The following is a 17,647-nucleotide window of genomic DNA, read 5'->3' on the forward strand; positions in this document are numbered from 1 at the left end:
AATTTAGTCTGTTTCATTATAAGAAAGTCTGGTCACCCGGGTAAAATCGCCTTTGCGTTTTTCCTCCCGGGTGGCTTTTTTTTCCAGAAAATCAGTCATGCCCGGAGCAACTGACGGCTCATCTTTTTTCTTGTTCTTTTTTTTCATAAATTATCACCCCGGAAATATTTTACCCCCGGGGTTAAACTTTATTTAAGTGTGGATAATATTTGACGGGCGCGGTTAACTATGGGGTACTCAACCATCTTGCCGTCAAGTTGAATTACGCCGGTTCCACTTGCTTCCGCCTCCTCAAAAGCGGCGATGATCCTTTTGGCAGTCCGGATTTCTTTGGCTGTGGGGCTAAATACATTAATTACAGGTTCTATTTGAGCAGGGTGGATTACCAGCTTACCCTGGAAGCCCATTTTACGTGCCCTTAGGGCGTCCCGGCGCAGGGAATCAACGTTTTTGATGAACGGGCAGACTGTGTCTACCGGCGGCTCAATGCCCGCCGCGCTTGATGCGACAACTAACTTCGACCGGGCATAAAACAGTTCGGTTCCTTCTTCAGAGTATGTGGTCCAGGTTTCTGCGGTATAGTCATTGCCGCCCAGGGCCAGCCTTTTTACCCGCGGGCATGCCGCTGCGATTTCGGTTGCACTTTCAATACCCCTGGCGCTTTCAATAAAAGGGATTAATTCCAGGGTGCCGCGCGGGATCCCCTTTTCCTCTTCCAGCAGCCCGATCAACCAGTCGGCCATCCTGACTTCCTCCCCCGACTCTGCTTTGGCCAGCATAATACCGAGCACCCCGGAGTTTACCACTGCCTGCAGGTCCCTTAATATATACCTTGTATGAACACCATTGACGCGCACAAAGGCAGGCGGCAATTTTTCGGTATTGATAACCTCTTGCACAACCGACCTGGCAGTGTCCTTTTCACTTATCGCCACTGCATCCTCTAAGTCTAAAACCACAGCGTCGGCGCCCAGCGAAAAAGCTTTGGTAATTTTTTTACGGTCAATGCCAGGCACAAATAATATACACCTGTAAAAAAACATATGATATACATTCCTTTCAATGATAAAATATGGTTGATATTGTTTTATTTGTTTTATTTTTCGACGTCAGTGACATTTTTCCTATTAAATTATCCAAGGTTCGGATTTTATGCTCTGATAAAGCTTACCGGCCGGTCCATGGAACTTTGCTTTGATCAACGACGGTTACGCTATGAAAATTACCTGCAAGTAATGCTGTCGCAGCGAAAAGCTTATATGGAGATTGTATACAGGTATCAATAAATTGATGCCGGAAAGACGATAACAAATGGGAAGGTGAGTGCCTTTGTTGCAAATGGAAAAAAGGCACCAGGTGGTAATATTAATTATTGCTGCTGTTATATTGTTTGGCGCCGGGTATAAGTACGCCAAGGTCAAGCAAGCAGGCAGCACGGCGGGTGATGCTGTGGTCTCCGGGCAGCAAGACGGTAAAGCATCCCTAGCTGAGGAAGAGAGTGCAAAGGAACCGCGTGAAATTGTTGTCCATGTGGCGGGTGAGGTAAAAAAACCCGGAGTTTATCACCTGCCGCCAGGTTCCCGGGTAATCGATGCCATTGATTTAGCCGGTTCCACGGAAGATTCGGCCCTTGACAGCTTAAACCTGGCCGCACCGCTGGAAGACGGGAAACAAATTACCGTGTTGAGCATAAAGGAACTCCGGCAGCAGGGACCGGGCCGGACCTTATCTCCCACAGCAACGCAATCTTTCAATGCAGCGGCAAATGTTACAGGTTACACAGGCGGCAGCGGTGGCTTAATCAATATCAACCTGGCCGGCCCGGCTCAGCTTGAAGAATTACCCGGCATCGGCCCGTCCCTGGCCCAGCGCATTATTGACTACCGCACTCAAAACGGTCCTTTTGCTGCTGTAGAAGATATAAAGAACGTATCGGGGATTGGTGAAAAAAGGTTCGAACAGATCAAAAGCCGGATATGTGTGAACTAACTGAAAAAAATTGGCGGTTATGCTCGCTTAGGCAGTGCGCCGGTGTTTTAGGAGGCGCATAGGGAAGTATAAAAGTCATTAAAAATGGCATTACCGGTTGTAATTTTGAATAGGAATTAACTGTAAATTATTACAAAAATATTTAAATAAGGAGGTGATAAAACCCAAAACTTAAAGCAATTTGATAAAAGGAAGGTGATATTTTACAGATTTTTAAGAACCCGTTGCATATTCCTTTATTTTAGGGGGGAAAAACGTGAATCAAATCAACACTTCACCTGCCCGTTCCCCGCTGCTTAAAACAGAGGACTGGTGGGCTGTTTGGCTGGGAGGATTGGTCTTCCTGCTCGGTCTTGGCCCTTTAGTCGGGACAGATTTATTAGGATGGGCAGTCAAAACCAATGTTTGGCTGAGCGCGTCCAAAGCGCTGGTACCGCAATCTGAGAATTATGCTTTTCTGCCTGGCTGGGTATCTTTGGTATTGACTTATTTATTCTTCCTGGTGACCACCACCATTGGTGCTACAGCTATGGGCTGGAATGTAAAGAAATATATGACCGGGTTTACTTTAATTTTTGCTCTGACGTATGGTTGTTGGTTTCTTGGCAGTTATGCCCATATTGCAGCTACCAAGAACACGCTGGCTAAACTGAATATCACATGGTCAATGGGACTTACTCAGGAAATAGGCTTTGTTATTGCTATGGTCGTAGGATTAATAATAGGTAATTTTTGGCTCGGACTTGCCAGTTATCTGCAGGAGGCCGCCAGACCTGAGTGGTTCATTAAAACGGGGATTGTAATATTGGGTTCGGCTTTGGGGATTAAGGCCCTGGGTTCTATGAACCTGGCCTCCACGGTTATTGTCCGGGGGCTTTGTGCCATTGTCGAAGCTTATTTAATATATTGGCCGGTTGTTTATTTTATTTCACGAAAATGGTTCAAGCTTACACCGGAGTGGGCGGCGCCATTGGCATCCGGCATTTCCATCTGCGGGGTTTCGGCGGCCATTGCCACGGGCGGGGCAATCAGGTCGCGTCCTCAAATACCTATTATATTGTCCTCCGTTATAGTTGTGTTTGTAGCGGTTGAGTTGCTGTTGCTGCCCTGGATGGCGGAAATGCTGCTCTATAAGGAGCCTCTCGTCGCCGGTGCCTGGATGGGTCTTGCGGTCAAAAGCGACGGCGGGGCCGTGGCCAGTGGCGCTATCACAGATGCGTTAATCAGTGCCAAGGCGCTTGCCACCATGGGAATTAAGTGGGAACCCGGATGGATGCTGACCACGGCCACTGTAACCAAAGTTTTTATCGATATATTTATTGGCATTTGGGCCTTTATTCTGGCTATCATTTGGTCCGTGTACAGGATTGACAACAGAGACGGCAAGGAAAAGGGAGACAAGGTTTCCGCTGCGGAAATCTGGGAACGTTTTCCTAAATTTGTTATCGGTTACGCGGCGACATTTTTTATTTTGCTCTTAATTGGTTTGCTGGCACCCCATGCAATCAAGGCGGCCACAACCGGTGCGGACCAGGCTAACGGGCTGCGCGGCATATTTTTTATGTTGACGTTTTTTTCCATTGGTCTTGTTACCAATGTTCGTAAGCTATGGGCCGAGGGGATGGGGAAAATCGTGGTGGTATATGCCGTTTGTCTGTTTGGCTTCATACTTTGGGTAGGCCTCTTTATCTCATGGATATTCTACCACGGCATTATGCCGCCCGTGGTAGGCGGCTAGGCGCACGTGTCCCCTGTTAGGAGGTGTTAGGCATGTCTGAATTGGGATATAAAATTGAACAACAGCCCAATGTCAAGGCTGAAATGGAGGCGCAGGAATGGTATGACCTGCTGCCGGTAGAAAAAAAATTAATTAAGTATTCATTAAGTCTGGGCATTGTACTGCTGGTTGTTTTTATCTTTGTTTTCAAGTTCATGTAACTTATTTTATAATCAAATAACGTAAAGCAACATTTTCACAGCATCAAGGACGGTATATAAAACATAAGGGCGAACCCATATGGAGACGTGGGTAGCCCTTTTTTATATTATAGCCCTCTTGCCGTTGGCGCCATTGAGATTGCTTCGCTGCGCTCGCAATGACAGTAAGGGAAATTGCGCAGCGCGCGGAGGGAACCACCGGAGCGCCAGATACAAGTAACATAGATAATAACGCGCGCTTTTTGTCGCGATAAAGACAATATTTATGTCGTCATAAAGACACTATATTTGTCGCTGTACTGACATCAGATGCGTTAAAACTTTGATATTTTTAACGTATAATTGAAAATTATTTATAAGATAATTTTTTCTAATGCAATTTTAATCTATTGATAAATTTTTTAGGGAGGCAAAGAGATGCTTTTAAATGTTCAAGAGCTTGCTGAAAAGGACCGGTTAACCTATTCCGAGATGGCTGATGCTCTGGAGTACCTTTATAAATTGGACTATCACCCGGTAGCCGTCAAATTTTTCTGGGATGAGGAAGAGTTTAAAAATTTTAAAGCAGAAAAGGTTCCCGGACCCAAAATGACTGTTTGCCAGGTAGCACTGGCCTCCCGGATGAATAACTATATCGTTAAGGCCAACGCTGACAACTTGATGTGCGGCAACGCCAAAACCTGCCTGGGTATGCGCGAGGCCAGCGATGAAGAAGTCGACGGTCATGTTAAATATACCGCTGACTGGGATATGGCTAAAAAATGCTTACTTGCCAAGCCCATGCTTCCGCTTGGCAAATTAAAAGGTTTTATGACCGCACCGCTGGGCAAAACCGCCGTGGAACCGGATGTTGTTTTTATGGTTACTAATGTTTTGCAGGCCTATCACATTTTCAATGACTACATAGGAGGCAAAAAAGTGCCTACATTGCAGTTTAATCAAACTGTTAATTCAGCGGTATGTGGCGGTATGGTATGGTGTTACAATGAACAAAAGCCCAATATGAACACGATGTGCGCCGGCAGCTACACATCCGGTAAAACTGAAAAAGGTGAGGTTAACGTTTTTATTCCCGGCCAAGACATTGGTATAGTGGCTAAACAATTAATTAACCGCACGGCCAAGTACGGCGGAGCTTCGATGGTTGGCTCACCCGGACAGGAATGGCCCGGGCTGCATGTATGTAAGAAGTGCCCAATGGTTAAGTTTAAAGACGCATAAGGTTATAATTGATCAGGGCGGAACCATTTGGGGTTCTGCCTTTTTTGTTTGATTAATTAGTGTTATATGTTATCATTGGTTAATAAACGCTGTTTTGGGGAGTGCAAGGTGAACCGGCCTTTAGTTGCTGTTACCATAAGTTATATATTAGGTATAGCATTTGGTGTGCGCTTTAATTTAAGCCCCGGCTTGTTGCTGTTGCTTTCCACTAGCTTTTTGATTTTTGCCTTGTTTTACTGCGTCCGGGCCTGGCATGAAAATTGCCGGGTCTTTGTTTTGCTCTTTTTTATTTTAGGCTGGACCATTATATGTGTTCATACTGAAAAACCTGCTAACGGTCCGGAAAAATATGCGGGCCGATATGTTACTCTGGAAGGTATAGTTGCTGCTGAACCACAGTTACAGCAAGATAGCGTTAAGTATACCATTGAGGCCAAAAGCATTAAACAGGGTGCCCGGAGGTTGGAAACGAGTGGTAAAGTACTGGTCAGGGCACCGGGTAATGGTCCTGTTTACCAGTATGGTGACCTGTTGCAGGTTGGCGGCTTGATCTATATTCCACGGGAACCAACCAATTTTGATGCTTTTAATTATCGTGATTACCTGGAACGTCGAGGTATACAGTGTCTTTTATATGCCAATAAAAATCAGGACCTAAAGCTGTTGGGCAATGGCGCGGGCAGCCAAATCTTGCTGTTGGCTTCAAAAATTAAAGGAAGGCTGACTGAGGTAGCCGGTCAAACCCTGGATAACCGGCAGGCAGCCGTAATCGGCGGGCTGTTGTTCGGGAACAGGGACGGAATTGATGACCAAACCATGGATATTTTTGCCAATACTGGTGTTGCACATGTGCTGTGTGTCAGCGGGCTGCATGTGGGATATGTTCTGGCCGGGGTGCTTGGTCTGGCCGGTTTACTACGTCTCCCAAGGCGTCCGGTACTTTTCCTGGCCCCACCTTTAATGTTGTTTTATGCAGCTATGACTGGAATGGGTCCGGCGGTTGTAAGGGCGGTGTTAATGGCCACAATAGTTTTATTTGCGGCATATTTAGGCCGGGAAAAGGATTGGCCGACCGGGTTGGCCCTGGCGGCCCTGGTCATCCTGTCGATTAACCCGGCTTATCTTTTTGAGATAGGATTTCAGCTTTCTTTTACAGCAACCTGGGGTATTCTTTACCTGGGGCCGGCGCTCGGTGCATTTTTGCGCATCCGTTTGGGAATGCCCGTCTGGCTGGCCATGCCGCTGCAGGTGACACTTGCCGCACAGCTTGCCACGCTGCCGGTGCTGCTTTATTATTTTAACCTGCTTGCTCTAGTGGCGCCGCTGGCTAATTTATTGCTGGTTCCCATGGTAGGGGTGGTAATGCTGTTCGGTTTTGTAGGTTGCGTCACAGGTATAATTTTTTTGCCGCTGGCAGGGTTTATTAACTCCGCAACCGGGGCGCTGGTAGACCTGTTTCTGGGCCTGGCCGGTTTAATTGAAAGCTTCCCCTGGGCTAAAGTATACCTGGCGACTCCACCCTGGTATGTTTTCCCGGCCTGGTATGGATGTTTGGTGCTGGCGGTGCAAACAGCCAGGGGCGATTTTGCCTTATTCAGCAAATGGGGGATCAGCAGGTATGTCAATGCTGCAATAGGTGTATGTCTGGCTGTTTTTATATTTTGGCCCTGGAACGGGACCGGCGGCCTGATGGAAGTTCATTTTATTGATGTCGGCCAGGGGGATAGCATCCTGATGCGGTTTCCGGGCGGACGTGCCATGCTGGTTGATGCGGGTGGCGTTTGGGGCGATCCGGAAAAGGCGCGCGCAGTGGGAGATAATACGGTGGTGCCGTATTTGCGCCGGCTGGGGATTAATCATCTTGACGCGGTGGCCGTTACCCACCCGCACGGGGACCATGCCGGCGGCATTCCGGCCGTACTGCAAAAATTTAAAGTTGGCGCGCTGGTTCTTACCGGGGCACCGGGTTACAGCGAATTTTTGGCGAACGTTCCCGAAAAAATAAAAATTTACCGGGTGGGGTCAGGCCAAACGCTGCGGCTGGATAATAATGTTGAGGTGTATGTAATCGGCCCGGATTTGAAATTCGAAACACAGCCGGCAAGTGAAGATAATTTAAACAATACTTCGTTGGTATTGGCTGTTGAATACGGAAAAGTCTCATTTTTATTGACAGGTGATGTTGAGGCGGAGGCCCAAAAGGAATTAATTGCCGGCGGTGTAAGATTAAGAACCACAGTCCTGAAAGTTCCCCATCACGGCAGCGGTTTATTTGCCCCTGAATTTTTTAAAGCTGCAGAACCTGATTATGCAGTGATACAGGTAGGGGAGCACAACCGCTTTGGGCACCCCGCTCAGGCGACGTTGCAGGCGCTATCTGAAAACGGCGCAAAGATTTTTAGAACGGATCGTGATGGAGCAGTGGTATTTGAAACAGATGGAGAAAAACTAAATGTCAAAACAGCCAGGGAGGGTTTAGGAATTGATTTGGAGAAAAAGATTCATTAAGCACAAAAGTTGCGTTGAATCATAATATCTATTAATTATTTCAACTATCAGAACTACTCGGGAGCCGGAATGAGAGAACCGGCTCGGGGCATTCCGCATTCTGACTCCTGACTCCTGACTCCTGACTCCTGAATTCTGAATACCTGAATAAGAGGTGTCTTATGCTTGGTTTAAGTGATTCAATAGATTTATGGGATTTGGAACACCTTAACTTGGAAGATTTAAACAACCCGCTGTTTGAAAAAATGGTTAATCTATTGCCGGTGCCATTTTGGATTCTGGATTTAAACTATCAGGTTATAAAATATAACCGGGCTGCCCAAAAATTTTACAAAGATAAGTTATCTGGTAACCCTTATTGTTATCAACTCGCCCGGAATATTAATGCACCATGTGAGAGACAAGGTCAGTTATGTCCGCTGGATGAGGTTCAGAAGAGCGGTAAAGCCGTGGTGACAGAGCGGAAATGCCTCTCCGGTGATGGGACTTTTCTTCCGATGGAAATATGTGCCCTTCCTGTTCTTGACCGGGAAGGCCGGGTTGCTATGGTTGCGGAAATACTGTTTGATATTTCCGAACGAAAAAAATATTTGGATATGCTAAAACGCTATGAAGTACTTTTCGAAAACGCCAAGGATATAATCATTATGGTTGATTTAGCAGGAAACATCCTGGAAGCCAACAGGGCGGCTATTAACGAATACGGCTATACCAGGGAGGAATTGTTGGGCTTAACAATTGCCGATATCCGTACTCCTGAAACCGGTTACAAAATTAAATCCCAAATGAAGCGAGCAGAGCAAAATGGAATAATGTTTGAAACTATGCACCGGCGCAAAGACGGCACGGTTTTCCCTGTGGAAGTTAATTCACAGGGCGTAAATTTAGGCGATGAGAGGGTAATCCTAAGCGTTATCAGAGATATTACAAAGCGCAAAAAAATTGAAAGCGAACTGCGCACCGCCCACCAGCAGGTTAGGGATATAATTGAGTTTCTTCCCGATGCCACTTATGTAGTTGACGCTGATAAAAGGATTATTGCCTGGAACAAGGCCATGGAACAGTTGTCGGGCCTGCCTAAAGAGCAGGTTCTGGGCAAGGAGCCTTTAGATTACACCCAATCTTTCTACGGAGAAAAAAGGCCCGCTTTGGTTGAATTTCTATGGCCATCTTATAATCAGATTGAGAAGCAGTATAACAATGTTCTAAGGGAAGGAGACACGTTATTTGCAGAGGTATTTGCGCCGGTGTTGCATAACGGTATGGGAAAATACTTGTGGAAAAAGGCTTCTCCGCTGTATGACAGTAAGGGTTCCATCGTCGGTGCCATAGAGTCCATTCGGGATGTTACAGATTTTAAGCGGGTGGAAGAAAACCTGTCCTGGGAGGCGGAAGTCAACTCTGCCCTGGCCGAATTGTCCAAAGCAGTGGTTTCTTCGGATACGGTGGAGGATATAGCAAATCTGGTCATGGATAAGGGGAAACGTTTAACAGGAAGCAAATATGGCTTTGCCGGCTACATTGACGAAGAAAACGGTTATCTAGTTTCACCCACCATGACCAGAGATGTTTGGAAAATATGCAGCATTCCGGATAAGGATATTGTCTTCAAGAAAATGAGCGGCCTTTGGGGCTGGGTGATAAATAATAAAGAAGGGTTGCTTACAAATACTCCACAGGAAGATTACAGGTCCAGCGGGGTTCCTGACGGGCATATTCCGGTAAACCGGTTTCTCGCGGCTCCTGCCATGTTGGGCGAAAGGCTGGTTGGAGTGGTGGCGCTGGCTAATTCAGAGCGCAATTATAACAGCCGCGACCTGGAACTGGTGCAGCGAATGGCTTCCATTTATGCTTTAGCCATCAGCCGCAAGTGGGACGAAGAGCGAATAACCAAAATTAATGAATGCTTTTTAACTTTCACTACCGATCCGGATAAAAATATAAATTTGCTGACAGCACTATGCGGTGAACTGTTTGGTGCGGCCAGTGCCGTTTACAATCGCCTGGATAATGGATTGCTTTGTTCCTGGGGGCAGTGGCGAACGCCGGCGGATTATAACCCGGTCGATAAGCCGGGGGGGCATATCTGCTATGATTTAATCAAACGCGGCGGTGATCAAGTATTGGTTTTACGCAACCTGCCCCGGACAAGCTATGCCAAAACTGATCCCAATGTGGTGGCCGGAGACTTACAAACTTACATGGGACAGCCGGTTAAACTTAACAACAATTATGTAGGAGCAATATGTGTCGTTTTTAAACGTGATTTTATTCCGACTGAAAGCGACAAAAGAATTATGGGCATTATCTGTTCCGCCATCGGGGTGGAGGAAGAACGCAAGTTGGCCCAGATCAAGCTGCGCCAGAGCCGGAGTTTCGGCTTTGCCGTATTGAATTCACTACTGGCCCATATTGCCGTCGTGGATAAGCAGGGCAATATTGTTGAGGTTAATGAGGCGTGGAAACAGTTCGGCCGGGAAAACGGCGCTGCGGAAAAAACGATCCTTGGCATTAACCGGAATTACCTCGAAGAATGCCGGCGCGCCGCTGAGGCGGGCTGCGATACGGCCCGGAAAGCGTTTGACGGAATCAAGGCTGTGTTGGATGGTACCAGGGGCAGTTTCAGGCTTGAATACCCCTGTCATTCCCCTAGTTGGAAGCGCTGGTTTAATTTAAATGTAACACCGTTAAGCGGCGAGCCCGGCGGGGCGGTTATATCACATTTCAATATAACTGAAAGAAAGAAACATGAGGAACGACAGGATGTAGAGCTGGCAATACTTACCGAACTGGCCAAATTTGACGATTTAAAAAAATCCATTGCCAATGTTCTGGATATTTTAACAGCATTGTTTAACTGCGAGGCTGCAGCTATCAGGTTGCTCGACGGAGAGGATTATACTTATTTTGCGCATACTGGTTTTTCTGCATCTTTTGTGCAAAAAGAGTTTTCATTATGTTCTTATGATCCCAACGGAGTGATCAAAAAAGATATTAACGGCAATCCGGTGCTGGAATGCCTGTGTGGAAAGGTTTTACGCAATGAGTTGAGCGGCAATGTTGATGATAGTTATATAACCAACTATGGTAGTTTTTTAACCGGCCAGGCATCCGGCATTAAGGATGATGCCAATGGCCCGCTTAAGTTGGAGGGTGCGTGGCGACTAACCTGCCCGGTGTCCGGCTATGAGACAATTACATTGATTCCAATTAAACATGAGGGCAACAACATTGGATTATTGCAGCTTAACAGTACATGCCGGAATGCTATAGTTAATGAAGATATGTATTTTTTGGAATTGATTTCCAGACATATAGCCTCTGCCGTCAGGCATTTTCAAGATGCAGCAGCCTTGCGTGAGAGTGAAGAGAGATACCGGCGCCTTGCTGAAAACGCTCCGGATGTAATTTACCGGATAAGCTATGTTCCAGAGCCGCATTTTGAATATATCAGTCTGGCTGTGGAAAAACTGACCGGTTACACACCTGATCAATTTTATGATAACAACAAGCTCCTCTGTAGAGCTGTTTATCCCCATGACAGGGGGTTGCTGCAAAGCCTCGTTGCAGGGGAAACCAGTGGCGGGGAACCTGTTGAATTGCGCTGGCAGCATCAAAACGGCCAAATAATTTGGATGGAACACAGAAACTTAATTATCAAGGACAAGGATGGCCATATAGTCGCGATTGAGGGAATAGCAAGGGATATTACCGAGAGAAAAATGATTGAATCCGCCCGCCGGGAGCGGATGTTGTACGACCGGGTAATGACGACTGCATTGTCAATATTTACTAAATACCATAACCGTAGCGGTTTGTTGGAAGAATTGCTGGATTTGGTTCTTGAGCGACTTGACTATCAAGCCGGTGTGTATTACGCGTATAACGAGTGGTCCAATGTGCTGGAAAAGTTGGTCTCCAAACCAGTCGAAGTTGGAAGATTTCACGACCTTTTAGATGATGAAAAGATTAAAAGCGCAATGCTTAATAAAGAAATAGTCGTAATTGACGGTAGCCGGCAGTCCAATACTTTAAATATAAAGTTTAGCGGCGATAACGTAATTATTATCCCTGTTCACTACCAGGAAATCATGCACGGTGTAATTGTCCTGGCCGCTGGTAAAAAAATATCCGGCAACGAAGTTGCGTTTCTGGAGCAGATGTCTGTTCAATTGGGGATAACTCTGCACGGCATTAAACAATTTGATGACTTAAAAACACTATCCAGCCAGCTGGCAGTAAGGCAAAAAGAAATTGAAATCAAAAATAAGGAATTAGAATACGCCAACCGGGCCAAAAGTGAGTTTTTAACCAATATGAGCCATGAACTCAGAACGCCGTTAAATTCAGTAATCGGTTTTTCAGAATTACTGGAGAGGCAGCTTTTTGGTGATCTTAATGACCGCCAGCTTGAATATGTAATGGATATAAAGGAAAGCGGCGAGCACTTGCTTTCCCTGATCAACGATATTCTGGATTTGTCAAAAATAGAAGCCGGAGCCATGGAACTTGATCTAAACGACGTTTATTTACCCGACCTTCTGCATGGGAGCATCCGCATGTTCAGAGAAAAAGGGATGAAAAAAGGCATCAAATTAGATTTGGATATAGACGATACAATTAGCCTAATAACGGCAGATTCAAGAAAAATTAAGCAAGTTATCTTTAACTTATTATCCAACGCGGTAAAATTTACACCTGAGGGCGGCAGCGTGACGCTATCGGCCGTTGGCCGGCAAGACCATGTGCTTGTGTGCGTCAGTGACACGGGAATAGGTGTCTCCGAGGAGGACAAAGACAATATCTTTAAGGAATTTGCCCAAGTTGACGGATCCCTATCCAGACGGCATGAAGGCACGGGGCTGGGATTGGCTTTATCGAAAAAACTGGTGGAAATGCACGGGGGAGAAATTGGCGTAGAGAGTAAGCTAGGTGTCGGAAGTAAATTTTTCTTCAAGCTGCCGGCCAAGCAAGGTCAGAAGGACAATGAAACAGTAAGGAAAGGAAATAAAGAGTTTGGCGATTTGCCGGTAATAAACGCCGGCCCAGGCAAAATACCCCTGGTTTTAGTCGTGGAGGATGATGACCGGGATGCCATGTTAGTTGAAATGTATTTAAAGAACGAAGGGTACCGTGTTGTAAGGGCCGCAAACGGACAAGAGGGTTATGAAATGGCCCGGAAGCTCCATCCCCAGATTATTACGATGGATATTTTAATGCCGATAATGGATGGTTGGGGTCTGCTGAAAAAGCTGAAAGCGAACAGGGAATTAATGAACATCCCGGTCATAATCATATCGGTGGTTACCGATCATAAAAAAGGTATAAAATTCGGGGCCTCGGAGGTTCTGGTCAAGCCCTTTGATCCTGCCATTCTGGTGGAAATCATGAGGCGTAAACTGGGCAATCAACTATTAGGCAAGCCTACTCACACAATTTTGGTTATAGATGACGACCCCAAAGCCGTAGAAATAATAACACAAAACCTTTCAGGGCATGGTTACCGCACGCTGAAAGCATATGGCGGCGTGGAAGGAATAAATATGGCCAGGGAGGAAGAAGTTGACCTGATCCTGCTGGATTTAATGATGCCGGAAGTTGACGGGTTTGAAGTGCTGAGGGTACTGAAGCAGGATCCGCAGCTGAAGCATGTTCCCGTTATTGTATTAACTGCTAAAATTTTAAATGCCGGTGACTATGAGAAACTGCAGGGGCTGGTGGTTACGGTTAAAGAAAAAGGGACATTCAGCCATACCTGGCTGCTATCAACAATAAGCAGGGCTTTAAACGTGCCACAACCAATGAGCGATGGTGAAAAAGCATGATTGAAGCGAAATGTATTTTGGTTGTTGAGGATAACGATAAAAACCTGCGACTCCTGAAAGATTTTTTGGAGTCGCAGGGGTATGCCGTGCAGGCGGCTAAAAGCGGCAGGGAATGCCTGGAACTGGCCCCGGCCTGTAATCCCGGGTTGATCTTAATGGATATTCAAATGCCTGACATAGATGGAATTACGGTTACCAACCTGTTAAAAAAGGAAGAAGCAACAGCACAAATACCGGTTGTTGCCATTACCGCCCTGGTTATGAAAGGCGATAAGGAGCGCATACTAAAATCCGGATTTGACGGATATCTTGAAAAGCCGGTTAACTTTGACCTGTTGCTTGAAATAATACAAAAATGGTTGTAGGCTATTAACACTAATTACTAAGGCTTTGTACCGGCGCCGGGATGCGCCCGCCGCGTTTAATGAAGCGGTCGGAAGAAAACGGGTGAACCGCCATTACCGGCGCCCGGCCAAGCAGGCCGCCAAATTCCAAATAATCGCCCACCTGTTTGCCGGGAGCGGGGATTATTCTTACGGCGGTGGTTTTTTGGTTGATCATGCCTATAGCCACTTCGTCGGCAATAATTGCCGAAATAGTTTCGGCACTGGTTTCGCCCGGCACCGCGATCATGTCCAGGCCAACTGAACAAACACAGGTCATAGCCTCCAGCTTGTCGATGTGGAGGGCTCCTTCTTCAACAGCGCGAATCATGCCCGCATCCTCACTGACTGGAATAAAAGCACCAGAAAGGCCGCCAACATATGAAGAAGCCATAGCGCCGCCTTTTTTTACCGCGTCATTAAGCAGGGCCAGTGCCGCTGTTGTACCATGTGTTCCGCAGCGCTCCAGTCCCATGGCCTCAAGAATTTCAGCAACACTGTCGCCAACTGCCGGTGTGGGTGCCAGGGACAAGTCCACTATGCCGAAGGGTACGCCCAGGCGGGCAGCGGCGGTTCGCCCCACCAGTTCTCCCATGCGGGTAACCTTGAAGGCGGTCTTTTTAATAATTTCCGCCAGGGTACCGATATCGTGGTCAGTGGCGCGCTCCACAGCTTTTTTAACCACTCCGGGGCCGCTGACCCCCACGTTGATTACTGCTTCCGGTTCGCCAATGCCATGAAAGGCCCCGGCCATAAACGGGTTATCCTCGGGTACGTTGGCAAACACCACCAGCTTGGCGCAGCCAAGCCCGTCCCGGTCGGCCGTTAGCGCGGCGGCGTCTTTAATTACCTTTCCCATCATGGCTACCGCATCCATATTTATTCCTGCTTTGGTGGTGGAAACATTAACTGAGGCACACACCCTTTCTGTCTCTGCCAGTGCCCGGGCAATGGTGTTGATAAGTTTTTCGTCCCCGCAGGTAATGCCTTTGTGGACCAGTGCTGAAAAACCGCCGATAAAGTTTACGCCCACCTCTGCGGCCGCACGGTCCAGCGCCCGGGCAAAAGCCATGTAATCACCGGTTTCCGAACAGCCGGCAACAAGTGAAATTGGCGTCACTGAAATACGTTTATTTACTATTGGAATGCCGTACTCCCGGGCTATTGCTTCTCCCACCGGCACGAGATCGCCCGCCAGGCGGTTGATTTTGTCATATATCTTGTTGCAGGCTTTCTGCGGGTTGGTGTCGGCACAATCAAGCAAGTTAATTCCCATAGTTATGGTTCGGATATCCAGGTGTTCTTCCTGAACCATTTTTATTGTTTCCATTATTTCCTGCATTGTCAGCAAGGTGAAACCCTCCGTTCTACAGTCTGTGCATAAAGTTAAAGGCGTCCTCATGCTGGGCGTCTATGCGCACGCCAAGTTCTCCGCCTTTGGCTCCCAGCCGGTTTTTTAGCTCCAGCAAGTCAATTTTGCTTTTTTCTATGTCGGCAATCAGTACCATAACTAAAAATTCCTGCATAATGGTCTGGCTGATATCGAGGATGTTAATGCAGTTTTCTGCAAGTATGCCGGTGACTCCGGCAATAATACCCACCCTGTCGGGCCCGATTACCGTGATGATAATCCGGTTTCCACCGGTTTCCTCGTTTGCATCGAGATACTTCATAATTCACACTCCTAACTATTAATGATTGTTATTGTGCGGGACCTTTATGATTCACCATTATTTTTAACTTTATTCCGGGATTTTGCCAGCACCAGGGCGGCAGTATAAACATCCTGTAAAGGCACTTTCTTTTCAATGGCCAACCTTTTGCAATCTTCGTATTCAGGACTGTACCGTAAAGGTTTTTTGCCGTCACCGGTACAAGCGGTTTTTACCCGTACCGGACCATACTGGGTATGCACAGTTATAAAGTCCCGAAATAGAAAGGCGCGATTTTCGGTACGAACTCGTACACCCAAGGTTGATGTTTCTGTAAATATAATATCCAAAATTTGATTCAGGTTTTGCCGGTGGACCAAAACTTTCAGCAGCACGCCGGGGCGCCCTTTTTTCATAATAATGGGCTGCAGATAGGCGTCCCGCGCTCCTTCCGACAGTAGTTTTTCGATGATGTAAGCATAAAACTCTGGATTCATATCATCAATTGCAGTTTCCAGGACGTTTATTTCTTCCCAGGCAAAGGATGGTGTATTCATTTTGTAACTCCGTTTCCCATATGCTAATATTTCTTAATTATGTATTTTCGCTTGTAGTTGACAATTTCCTTGCAAGATCCCAAAAAGCATCACATTATTTGCGGGGAGCCACCGGTCCACAGGTATAACGGCATCGGGGGTTATATAAAGTTTGGAATTAAACACTAATTTTTATTTACTTATTTATTTATTTTCATTGACAAATACTTTTTTTCACGATACCCTTAAACCAATATTAATTTAGTTAGTTAATTAAAATCTATTAAGATTTTATTATCTCCGAGCCTGTCAACCTTCTGCTCAGGTGGTTCACAGGACGTCAGGGTATAACGGGAAACTGTTATGCCTCCCAGTGTGGAAAGGAGAGGAGAATAAATTAAAGGAGGAAAGACAATGTCCAAAATAATCAGGGTCAATATGACTCAAAAAGAGGTAAAGTTTGAAGAAGTTGCGGACAAGTATGCCTCCCTGGGCGGCCGTGCCCTGACCTCACAAATTATAGCCGGCGAAGTGCCCCCCACCTGTGACGCCCTGGGACCGTTCAACAAACTGGTAATCGCCCCGGGCCTGCTGACCGGCACCAGCGCACCCTCCTCCGGCCGCTTGTCGGTAGGGGGCAAGAGCCCGCTGACCGGCGGCATCAAAGAAGCCAACGCCGGCGGTATAACCTCGCAGAAATTAGCCAACCTGGGCATTAAAGCCATAATCATCGAAGGCAAACCGACAGATCAAGAATTCTCAATGCTGAAAATCACCCCTGACGGAGTGGAAATACTGCCCGCAGGCGACCTGGCCGGCAAAGGCACCTACGAAGTCACCTCCCTCTGCCGCCGGCGTTACGGCGACAAAGTAGCCGTCATCACCATCGGCCCCGCCGGCGAAATGCTGATGCCGTCCGCCGGAGTCACCAACAACGACAGCGACGGCAACAGCAGCCGCTACGCCGGGCGTGGCGGGCTGGGCGCCGTCATGGGCTCCAAGGGATTAAAAGCCATCGTCGTTGACTGCCCCAAAACCTTCGACGCGCCGGTTGCCGACCCCGAGCGGTTTAAAGCCGCAGCTAAAAAATTCGCCAAAATACTTTTGGACCACCCCGTCTGCGGGCAGGGTCTCCCTTCCTACGGCACCAACGTGCTGATGAACATCATCAACGAAGCCGGTACACTGCCCACCCGCAACTTTAGATTCGGCCGTTTCGACAAGGCCGCCGAAGTCAGCGGCGAAAAGCTGGCCGAAGTAGCCACGGCCCGGGGCGGCAAAGCCACCCACGCCTGCCATCCCGGCTGCGTGATGCGCTGCTCCAACGTCTACCCCATGCCGGACGGCAAAGTTTGCGCCCCCATCGAATACGAAACCGCCTGGTGCTTCGGCCCCAACCTGGAGATCGGCGACCTGGACGTGGTGGCCAAGCTGAACTACATCTGCAACGATGTGGGCCTCGATACCATTGAAGCGGGCTGTACCCTGGGCGTTTTAATGGAAGCCGGGGTAATCCCCTTCGGCGACGGCCGGGCTGCCATTGCCGCGCTGGAAGAAGTGGCCAAAGGCACTCCGCTGGGCCGGGTTATCGGCGG

At 47.5% G+C, this 17,647-nt stretch carries 13 protein-coding genes and 1 riboswitch; of the genes, 8 read left to right on the plus strand and 5 right to left on the minus strand.

The features are described 5' to 3' along the window. Positions 1 to 3 precede the first annotated feature (3 nt). Together H569_RS22795 and H569_RS0112505 are read right to left on the minus strand one after the other, a co-directional pair. Positions 4 to 147, minus strand: a complete 144-nt coding sequence (locus H569_RS22795) for a hypothetical protein (RefSeq protein ID WP_169726470.1) — start codon at positions 145 to 147, stop codon at positions 4 to 6. Between the two features lie 41 nt (positions 148 to 188). After that, positions 189 to 1,043 (minus strand): HpcH/HpaI aldolase/citrate lyase family protein, encoded by an 855-nt coding sequence (locus tag H569_RS0112505; RefSeq protein WP_027365274.1) that lies wholly within the window; start codon positions 1,041 to 1,043, stop codon positions 189 to 191. A gap of 295 nt (positions 1,044 to 1,338) precedes the next feature. On the opposite strand from H569_RS0112505, the gene H569_RS0112510 reads away from it, so the two are divergent. From H569_RS0112510 to H569_RS0112540, 7 genes are all read left to right on the plus strand, one after another. Beyond that, positions 1,339 to 1,989: a ComEA family DNA-binding protein gene (locus tag H569_RS0112510; protein ID WP_034630544.1), complete on the plus strand. Its 651-nt coding sequence runs from the start codon at positions 1,339 to 1,341 to the stop codon at positions 1,987 to 1,989. Positions 1,990 to 2,245: 256 nt separating this feature from the next. Further along, a complete protein-coding gene (locus H569_RS0112515; RefSeq protein ID WP_081411007.1) occupies positions 2,246 to 3,727 on the plus strand; it encodes a putative sulfate exporter family transporter in 1,482 nt (493 codons plus the stop codon). A 32-nt stretch (positions 3,728 to 3,759) separates the two neighbouring features. Beyond that, positions 3,760 to 3,927, plus strand: coding sequence for a hypothetical protein (locus H569_RS22580; protein ID WP_157833530.1), 168 nt, complete (start codon positions 3,760 to 3,762; stop codon positions 3,925 to 3,927). 417 nt (positions 3,928 to 4,344) lie between these two features. Continuing rightward, positions 4,345 to 5,148, plus strand: a complete 804-nt coding sequence (locus H569_RS0112525) for a DUF169 domain-containing protein (protein WP_027365277.1) — start codon at positions 4,345 to 4,347, stop codon at positions 5,146 to 5,148. 108 nt (positions 5,149 to 5,256) lie between these two features. Next, positions 5,257 to 7,656 (plus strand): DNA internalization-related competence protein ComEC/Rec2, encoded by a 2,400-nt coding sequence (locus tag H569_RS20285; RefSeq protein ID WP_051273636.1) that lies wholly within the window; start codon positions 5,257 to 5,259, stop codon positions 7,654 to 7,656. Positions 7,657 to 7,817: 161 nt separating this feature from the next. After that, complete coding sequence (locus H569_RS21395; protein WP_051273637.1) at positions 7,818 to 13,481, plus strand: PAS domain S-box protein; 5,664 nt, start codon at positions 7,818 to 7,820, stop codon at positions 13,479 to 13,481. Further along, positions 13,478 to 13,846 (plus strand): response regulator, encoded by a 369-nt coding sequence (locus H569_RS0112540; protein ID WP_027365278.1) that lies wholly within the window; start codon positions 13,478 to 13,480, stop codon positions 13,844 to 13,846. Before H569_RS21395 ends, H569_RS0112540 begins: the two co-directional genes overlap by 4 nt. A 10-nt stretch (positions 13,847 to 13,856) precedes the next feature. On the opposite strand, the gene H569_RS0112545 is transcribed toward H569_RS0112540, so the two are convergent. The 3 genes from H569_RS0112545 to larC2 are packed head-to-tail and all read right to left on the minus strand — an operon-like array spanning position 13,857 to position 16,073. After that, the gene (locus H569_RS0112545; RefSeq protein WP_027365279.1) at positions 13,857 to 15,215 is read right to left on the minus strand and encodes a PFL family protein; all 1,359 of its coding nucleotides are present in this window, start codon (positions 15,213 to 15,215) and stop codon (positions 13,857 to 13,859) included. A gap of 16 nt (positions 15,216 to 15,231) precedes the next feature. After that, positions 15,232 to 15,537: an ACT domain-containing protein gene (locus H569_RS0112550; protein ID WP_027365280.1), complete on the minus strand. Its 306-nt coding sequence runs from the start codon at positions 15,535 to 15,537 to the stop codon at positions 15,232 to 15,234. A 44-nt stretch (positions 15,538 to 15,581) separates the two neighbouring features. Beyond that, positions 15,582 to 16,073 (minus strand): nickel pincer cofactor biosynthesis protein LarC2, encoded by a 492-nt coding sequence (larC2, locus tag H569_RS0112555; protein ID WP_027365281.1) that lies wholly within the window; start codon positions 16,071 to 16,073, stop codon positions 15,582 to 15,584. A gap of 265 nt (positions 16,074 to 16,338) precedes the next feature. Next, positions 16,339 to 16,454: riboswitch (molybdenum cofactor riboswitch) on the plus strand. Positions 16,455 to 16,466: 12 nt separating this feature from the next. On the opposite strand from larC2, the gene H569_RS0112560 reads away from it, so the two are divergent. Continuing rightward, positions 16,467 to 17,647: aldehyde ferredoxin oxidoreductase N-terminal domain-containing protein (locus H569_RS0112560; RefSeq protein WP_027365282.1), on the plus strand; the 1,181-nt coding region annotated here is incomplete at its 3' end.

It is taken from the genome of Desulfotruncus alcoholivorax DSM 16058 (assembly GCF_000430885.1).
Classification (GTDB): domain Bacteria; phylum Bacillota; class Desulfotomaculia; order Desulfotomaculales; family Desulfallaceae; genus Desulfotruncus; species Desulfotruncus alcoholivorax.

What these genes read in the sequence shown, in the direction of transcription:
- H569_RS21395 (WP_051273637.1), top strand. Translation starts at nt 7,818, where the DNA reads ATGCTTGGTTTAAGTGATTCAATAGATTTATGGGATTTGGAACACCTT.
- larC2 (WP_027365281.1), bottom strand. Translation starts at nt 16,073, where the DNA reads ATGAATACACCATCCTTTGCCTGGGAAGAAATAAACGTCCTGGAAACT.
- H569_RS22795 (WP_169726470.1), bottom strand. Translation starts at nt 147, where the DNA reads ATGAAAAAAAAGAACAAGAAAAAAGATGAGCCGTCAGTTGCTCCGGGC.
- H569_RS0112525 (WP_027365277.1), top strand. Translation starts at nt 4,345, where the DNA reads ATGCTTTTAAATGTTCAAGAGCTTGCTGAAAAGGACCGGTTAACCTAT.
- H569_RS0112505 (WP_027365274.1), bottom strand. Translation starts at nt 1,043, where the DNA reads ATGTTTTTTTACAGGTGTATATTATTTGTGCCTGGCATTGACCGTAAA.
- H569_RS0112510 (WP_034630544.1), top strand. Translation starts at nt 1,339, where the DNA reads ATGGAAAAAAGGCACCAGGTGGTAATATTAATTATTGCTGCTGTTATA.
- H569_RS0112550 (WP_027365280.1), bottom strand. Translation starts at nt 15,537, where the DNA reads ATGAAGTATCTCGATGCAAACGAGGAAACCGGTGGAAACCGGATTATC.
- H569_RS0112540 (WP_027365278.1), top strand. Translation starts at nt 13,478, where the DNA reads ATGATTGAAGCGAAATGTATTTTGGTTGTTGAGGATAACGATAAAAAC.
- H569_RS22580 (WP_157833530.1), top strand. Translation starts at nt 3,760, where the DNA reads ATGTCTGAATTGGGATATAAAATTGAACAACAGCCCAATGTCAAGGCT.